Raw genomic sequence first — 6,000 nt, 5'->3', positions numbered from 1 at the left:
TTTATCTCCGTTAACGAGTCTTTGAACTGGATGAATCCACCTTTTATCTCCGTTAACGAGTCTTTGAACTGGATGAATCCACCTTTTATCTCCGTTAACGAGTCTTTGAACTGGATGAATCCACCTTTTATCTCCGTCAACGAGTCTTTGAACTGGATGAATCCACCTCTGAACTCCGTTAACGAGTATTTGATATTAAATATATTGCGATCGCAGATGTTCTGCATTCCCAATTCCAGAGAGCATCAGCAGTTTAGGTGAATCGAACGCGCCAGTAGTGATTTGTTTAAAAAAAATCTGACCTTTCACGTCATATAAAAAAGCTAACGCTAAACCTAAATCCTGAGCAAGCTTTCTTACTAGGGAATGGAAGCGAGGTTTTCTAGATAAGAGTGAAAAGTCAGATATTAGAATGAGTGGAAAAAGAGATTGTGTTTGTCCTACCGCCAAGTAGAATCAATACTCAGTTCACCTGGAACTAAGCTTAATAAGTAGGCGGAGGTATTAGCCACGATCCCAGTGGCGATCGCGTTCATAGCGACGGTTATTGTCATAAATGTTGCGAAAGTTATTATCACGTTCATAACGACGATTGTTATCGCGTTCATAGCGACGATTGTTATCGCGTTCATAGCGACGGTTATGATCGCGTTCATAACGACGATTGTTATCGCGTTCATAGCGACGATTATGATCACGCTCATAACGGCGATTGTCACGAATGTTGCGAAGCTCGTTCTCGCGGTCATGGCGACGATTATGATCGCGTTCATAGCGACGGTTATGATCGCGCTCATAACGGCGATTGTCACGAATGTTACGAAGCTCGTTCTCGCGGTCATAGTCACCATTTCTGTAGTGACGACTCTGACGTTCGTAGTTACCATCATCGTTGCGTTGATAGCTGTAGCTATCTAACTCAGCAAGATAAGACGCTGGTGTATTAGCATCAGCTTTTGGAGAAATCGCCAAAGCTGAAGCAGATGCTATCAAGCCGGCGAGCAAAATAGAGGTCAAGCGGTTCATGATGTGAGTCAAAAATTGTTGACAGTAATTTATGCAAGTCCAGTCTGTTTAGGAAGAGCAGATTCCACAAGTCTTTTAATCAATCCTAACAGTGTTGAATAACTCGAAAAGTTTTCTTAAGTGCGGCGATCAAGAAATGTTTTGTCGTCTATACTACTTTCTGACTTTCCACATCTTGTTAAAATTAAAATGACTCTTTGAACTGGATGAATCCATTTCTGAACTTTGCCAACGAGTCTTTGAGCTTCCTTCATTAAATGAGTTTTTGAACCCATTAAGGGGTACAGCCGGGAAATGATTGCGGCTGGTAAAACCTTCCAGCAAGTTTAGCCAGACACATTGTTCTGAAAGTTGCGGTTAGTTTCCGGTATCACTGCCTAACTTAAATCAGAGACTTCTAGCAAAGAGGGTGCAGTGGGTGGAGCAGCTTTATTACTAAGAAAATGGGATTCTAAACTTTGCTGTCAACACATCACTAACCGCATTTATGCAACGCCCATCAATTGCGTAGCGGGTATTCTCAGCAACAAGTTACTCCATCCGACCGATCATCAAACCTAACTTGGGCATTCTTGGTAATAGTGAAGGAATTGATATTCAACAAGACCGAGCAATACTTGAACAACTACCAGGAATGACCCAAATAGTTTTATGATTCTCTACGAAAGCATATTTGAAATTATTTAGGTCTACTACCAAAATATTCTCAAGCTCATTCTGGAACATGGTGATTGGTGAATTACCGAAAGGTAATTTGTGCAATACTGGTTTTGAACCTTCTTCCAGAGTCAAATAAAGTACAGGGAGATGAAAAAGTATGGTTAAACACCCATTTCATGATCAACTGAGTTTAGAGGAACAAGCTGAAAAACTCGGAAAGCAAGCAGTAAGCTTGGGTTTGATTCCCAGCTTTGTGGTGCATTACTTTCCTGATACTTGGGTATTTTATATACCTAATGAAAGTAAATCGGAACCGCTGACACCAGAAGAGGCATACTTTCGTTTAAAGCAACTGGTTAAATAGTAGATATTTTGACGACAAATTTTTGAAGACAACGGCTAGATACTGCAATTGTTAAGTAATGGTAGTTATGGCGAAACCAGCAATTTTAACCGTCGATGACGATCCAGAAGTGTTGCAAGCGGTATCACGAGACTTGCGTCATCAGTATGGCGATCGCTTCCGCATTGTCCGAGCAGATTCAGGTATCACGGCTCTGGATGTGGTACAGCAACTAAAATTACGAAATGAAGCAATTGCTTTATTTTTAGTGGATCAACGTATGCCCCAAATGGGAGGCGTAGAGTTTCTAGAACAGGCAAAAGGCATCTTTCCCGATGCGAAACGTGCCTTGTTGACGGCTTATGCAGATACGGATGCTGCGATTAAATCGATTAATAGTGCCAGACTTGATTATTACTTACTCAAGCCTTGGAATCCACCACAAGAGAGACTATATCCGGTTTTAGATGATTTACTAGATGACTGGCTAGCTGGATTCCGCCCACCCTTTCAAGGCATTCGAGTCATTGGTAATCGCTGGTCGCCTTTTTCACATCAGGTGAAAGACTTCTTAGCACGTAACCAGATTCCATACAAGTGGTTAGATGTTGAACTGGAGCCGGATGCCGCAAAATTAGTGGAATACTCACAAGCTGATAGGCAGACAACAATTGCCATTGGTGCTGTTTCCCGATGGTTCCCGGTTAATTCAACCATCTAATTTAGAGATTGCTGCCAAAATTGGACTGCAAACTCAGGCAGAGCGCCCCTTCTATGATTTGGCGATTGTGGGTGCTGGCCCTGCGGGACTGGCAGCCGCCGTCTATGGTGCTTCTGAGGGATTGAGTACTGTCTTAATTGAGCGTGAAGCGCCAGGAGGACAAGCCGGTACGAGTTCGCGGATTGAGAACTATTTGGGGTTTCCTGTTGGCTTGAGTGGCAGTGATTTGGCAAGGCGGGGAGTCACCCAGGCGCGGCGATTTGGGGTAGAAATTCTCACTCCTCAAGTTGTAACTGGGGTTCGATTAGAAGATCCTTATCGGATTCTGCAATTGGCAGATGGTAGCGAGATTAGTTGCCATGCACTTTTAGTTGCAACCGGCGTTTCCTACCGTTGGCTAAAGGTTCCAGGAGCCGAGAAGCTCACAGGAGCAGGAATTTATTATGGTGCTGCCATGACTGAGGCGATCGCCTGCACCAACGAAGAGGTTTACTTGGTAGGCGGGGCAAACTCTGCTGGACAAGCAGCAATGCATTTTTCTAAGTATGCCAGCAAAGTGATTATGTTGGTGCGGGGAGAGTCACTAGCATTAAGTATGTCACAATATTTGATTGACCAAATTGCCGCGACAGAAAATATCCAAGTTTGCACAGGTTGCAGCGTCGTGGAAGTCAAGGGAGAAGAATATTTAGAAGCAATTGTGATTAATCATGCCAAGACTGGACAAACCCAAACTGTGTCGGCGCGATCGCTGTTTATTTTCATCGGTGCTAGCCCCAAAACTGATTGGCTCGATGGCGTTATTCAACGCGATACTCAGGGGTTTATTATCACAGGCCCAGACTTGATGCATAATGGCAAATCGCCTCGTGGTTGGCCTTTGGAACGCTCTCCTTTCTTATTAGAAACCAACATTCCCGGAATCTTCGCAGCTGGAGATGTCCGCTATGGCTCAATTAAGCGGGTAGCATCCGGTGTGGGAGAAGGTTCGATCGCCATTCAATTCGTTCACCGCTACCTAAGTAATGTTTAGCTAAAGCAGCCAATACGAAGCTGTGTAAAATCTGTAAACTCTTTCCCCTGCCCCCCTGTCCCATGGCTGCTTCATTGACTTGCGTTGATGCCAATTATCCCGATGATGATTAAGGCGATCGACACAAGTTTGATTAACGTGGCAGATTCCTGAAACCAAATAACACCAATAAGAGCAATTAAAACAGTTCCTAATCCAGCCCAGACAGAATAGGCGACACTCACTTCAAGTCTCTTAAGGGCAAAGGTCAAAAAAGTAAAACAAAGTCCATAGAAGACAAATATTAAAATTGAAGGAACTATTTTAGTAAATCCCTGCGATAATTTCATGCAAGTTGTGCCTGAAACCTCAAAAAGGATTGCTAATATAAGGTAAATCCAACTTGTTGACATATTTTTTGTAAGTGGTTTGTTAAGAGCAACTCGCCCTAAAAATAGAATAAACAGTCCGGAAGTAACTCATGAAAAATTTTTACAAGTATAATCTCAATTCTCCATGAAGATGCTTTGGGGGCAAGGCGTAGTCGAGTGTAAATATATGCAGCCTCACAAAGAAACGATCTAAGTAAATACAGTTCAGAATGAGCAACAAAACCCAAATGTAGATCCGCGATTGATTTATCGCAGATTTATCGCGTTTTGAAAGACTAATTATTTACATCAATAACCCTTAATTGAGCATATTGCGATACAAGTATTCCAACATTTAAAATCAAACGTGCAGTAGTATAATTGAGGCTGATTCCGGGGCTTTATGGCGATGAAATTGCTCAAGCATTGGGGCAACGTCTGCTGTAGTATGATTGTGTTTTTGTCCTACTAATGGTATAAGAGATGACGGCTCAATTTGAATACAGTACTCTTGCCGATCCAAAGGATATTCAGCAGCTAATATATATCCTTGAGCAGTGTTTCATCACCGGAGGTGGTGGCGAGGAAGCTTATATCAATCTCATTGGCGTAAAAAATTTCCGTATTATTCTGGGATTTGGGCAATTAATTGGTGGATTGGCAACTCTGGATATGGGTCAGTGGTGGGGTGGTATGCGTGTACCAATGACAGGAATTGCCGCTGTAGGTATTGCTCCAGAATACCGTGGTTCGGGAGCAGCGATCGCTCTCATGCAGCAGACGCTCAAGGAACTTTATGCTAGAGGTATACCGCTCTCTGCTCTTTATCCAGCTGTGCAAACCCTGTATCGAAAAGTCGGGTATGAGCAGGGGGGTAGCTGGTGTAATTGGGAAGTTTCTACTAAGAGTATCCAAATGCGGGAGCAACCCCTACCTTTGCAACCAATAGTGAGTATCAATCATCAAGTCTTTCACGAACTATATCAGCAGCAGGCGAGACTAACGCATGGATATTTAGACCGACATCGAGCAATCTGGGAGCGCTTAATCCAGCCAGATGAGAAAGAAACATTTTACGCATATTTTATCGGTACAAAAGAGGAACCCGAAGGCTACATCCTCTTCAGTCAACATTCAAAAGAGGATGGCCCAATTTTGCGAATCAAAGATTGGGTAATTCTCACAGTTGCAGCTGCACAAACATTTTGGTCTTTTCTTGCCAGTCATCGCTCCCAAATTGACCAGGTGCGATGGAGGAGTTCTGTGAGCGATTCTTTAACATTGCTGCTACCAGAGCAAACTGCCAAACTTAAGAATACGATGCGTTGGCTGCTGCGGGTAGTAGATGTAGTCAAAGCGCTGGAAATGCGGGGTTATCCATCGGGAATTGAAACTGAACTGCACCTAGATATTCAAGATAATTTGCTAGATGCAAACAATGGTAAATTCATCCTTTCTGTTGCCAATGGACGTGGTGAAGTTACAAAAGGTGGAAAGGGTGAGTTGCAGTTAAATATCCGAGAATTAGCACCACTATATACAAGTTTGTTCGCTCCCTACCATTTGCAAATAGCCGGAAAACTGCATGGGACAGAAACCGCTATTTCAGCAGCTACGCAAATATTTGCAGGTAGTTCTCCTTGGATGGCTGATTTTTTTTAACCTGAGCTGTCAACGAATCTCTCTATAGTTGAACTAAAGTTCAAGTGGAGGTGGGGTGTTAGGGGACTTTTGTAAGAAGTCTATTGGTGTCAACTTAAGCTGAAATGACTGTATGAGTTTTGCCCTCACCCCCAGCCCCTCTCCCAAAATTGGGAGAGGAGAGCAAACTCTCCAGTTCCCCTTCTCCCAACATGGGAGAAGGGGT

Annotated in this window: 4 protein-coding genes and 2 pseudogenes; 4 read left to right on the top strand and 2 right to left on the bottom strand. The window is 43.3% G+C overall.

Annotated elements, in window-relative coordinates; translation table 11 throughout:
- Positions 1–261: pseudogene (locus tag V7K89_RS33895) on the top strand (hypothetical protein); the annotation flags it as partial.
- A gap of 243 nt (positions 262–504) precedes the next feature.
- On the opposite strand, the gene V7K89_RS33890 reads toward V7K89_RS33895, so the two are convergent.
- Positions 505–1,026, bottom strand: coding sequence for a hypothetical protein (locus V7K89_RS33890; RefSeq protein ID WP_335195241.1), 522 nt, complete (start codon positions 1,024–1,026; stop codon positions 505–507).
- Between the two features lie 817 nt (positions 1,027–1,843).
- Here V7K89_RS33890 and V7K89_RS33885 point away from each other — a divergent pair.
- Both V7K89_RS33885 and V7K89_RS33880 read left to right on the top strand, forming a co-directional pair.
- Positions 1,844–2,050 carry a hypothetical protein gene (locus V7K89_RS33885; RefSeq protein WP_335195239.1) on the top strand — a complete coding sequence of 69 codons (207 nt, stop codon included), beginning with the start codon at positions 1,844–1,846 and terminating at the stop codon, positions 2,048–2,050.
- Positions 2,051–2,117: 67 nt separating this feature from the next.
- Positions 2,118–3,783 (top strand): annotated as a pseudogene (locus V7K89_RS33880) (FAD-dependent oxidoreductase).
- Positions 3,784–3,854: 71 nt separating this feature from the next.
- Here the strand turns inward: V7K89_RS33880 and V7K89_RS33875 are convergent.
- Positions 3,855–4,175 carry a DMT family transporter gene (locus V7K89_RS33875; RefSeq protein ID WP_335195237.1) on the bottom strand — a complete coding sequence of 107 codons (321 nt, stop codon included), beginning with the start codon at positions 4,173–4,175 and terminating at the stop codon, positions 3,855–3,857.
- 441 nt (positions 4,176–4,616) lie between these two features.
- On the opposite strand from V7K89_RS33875, the gene V7K89_RS33870 reads away from it, so the two are divergent.
- Positions 4,617–5,795, top strand: a complete 1,179-nt coding sequence (locus tag V7K89_RS33870) for a GNAT family N-acetyltransferase (protein ID WP_335195235.1) — start codon at positions 4,617–4,619, stop codon at positions 5,793–5,795.
- The last annotated feature ends 205 nt before the right edge of the window (positions 5,796–6,000 follow it).

The organism is Nostoc sp. (genome assembly GCF_036917515.1).
In the GTDB taxonomy this organism is placed as follows: Bacteria; Cyanobacteriota; Cyanobacteriia; order Cyanobacteriales; family Nostocaceae; genus Nostoc.
This window is presented reverse-complemented; position numbering and strand designations above follow the sequence as displayed.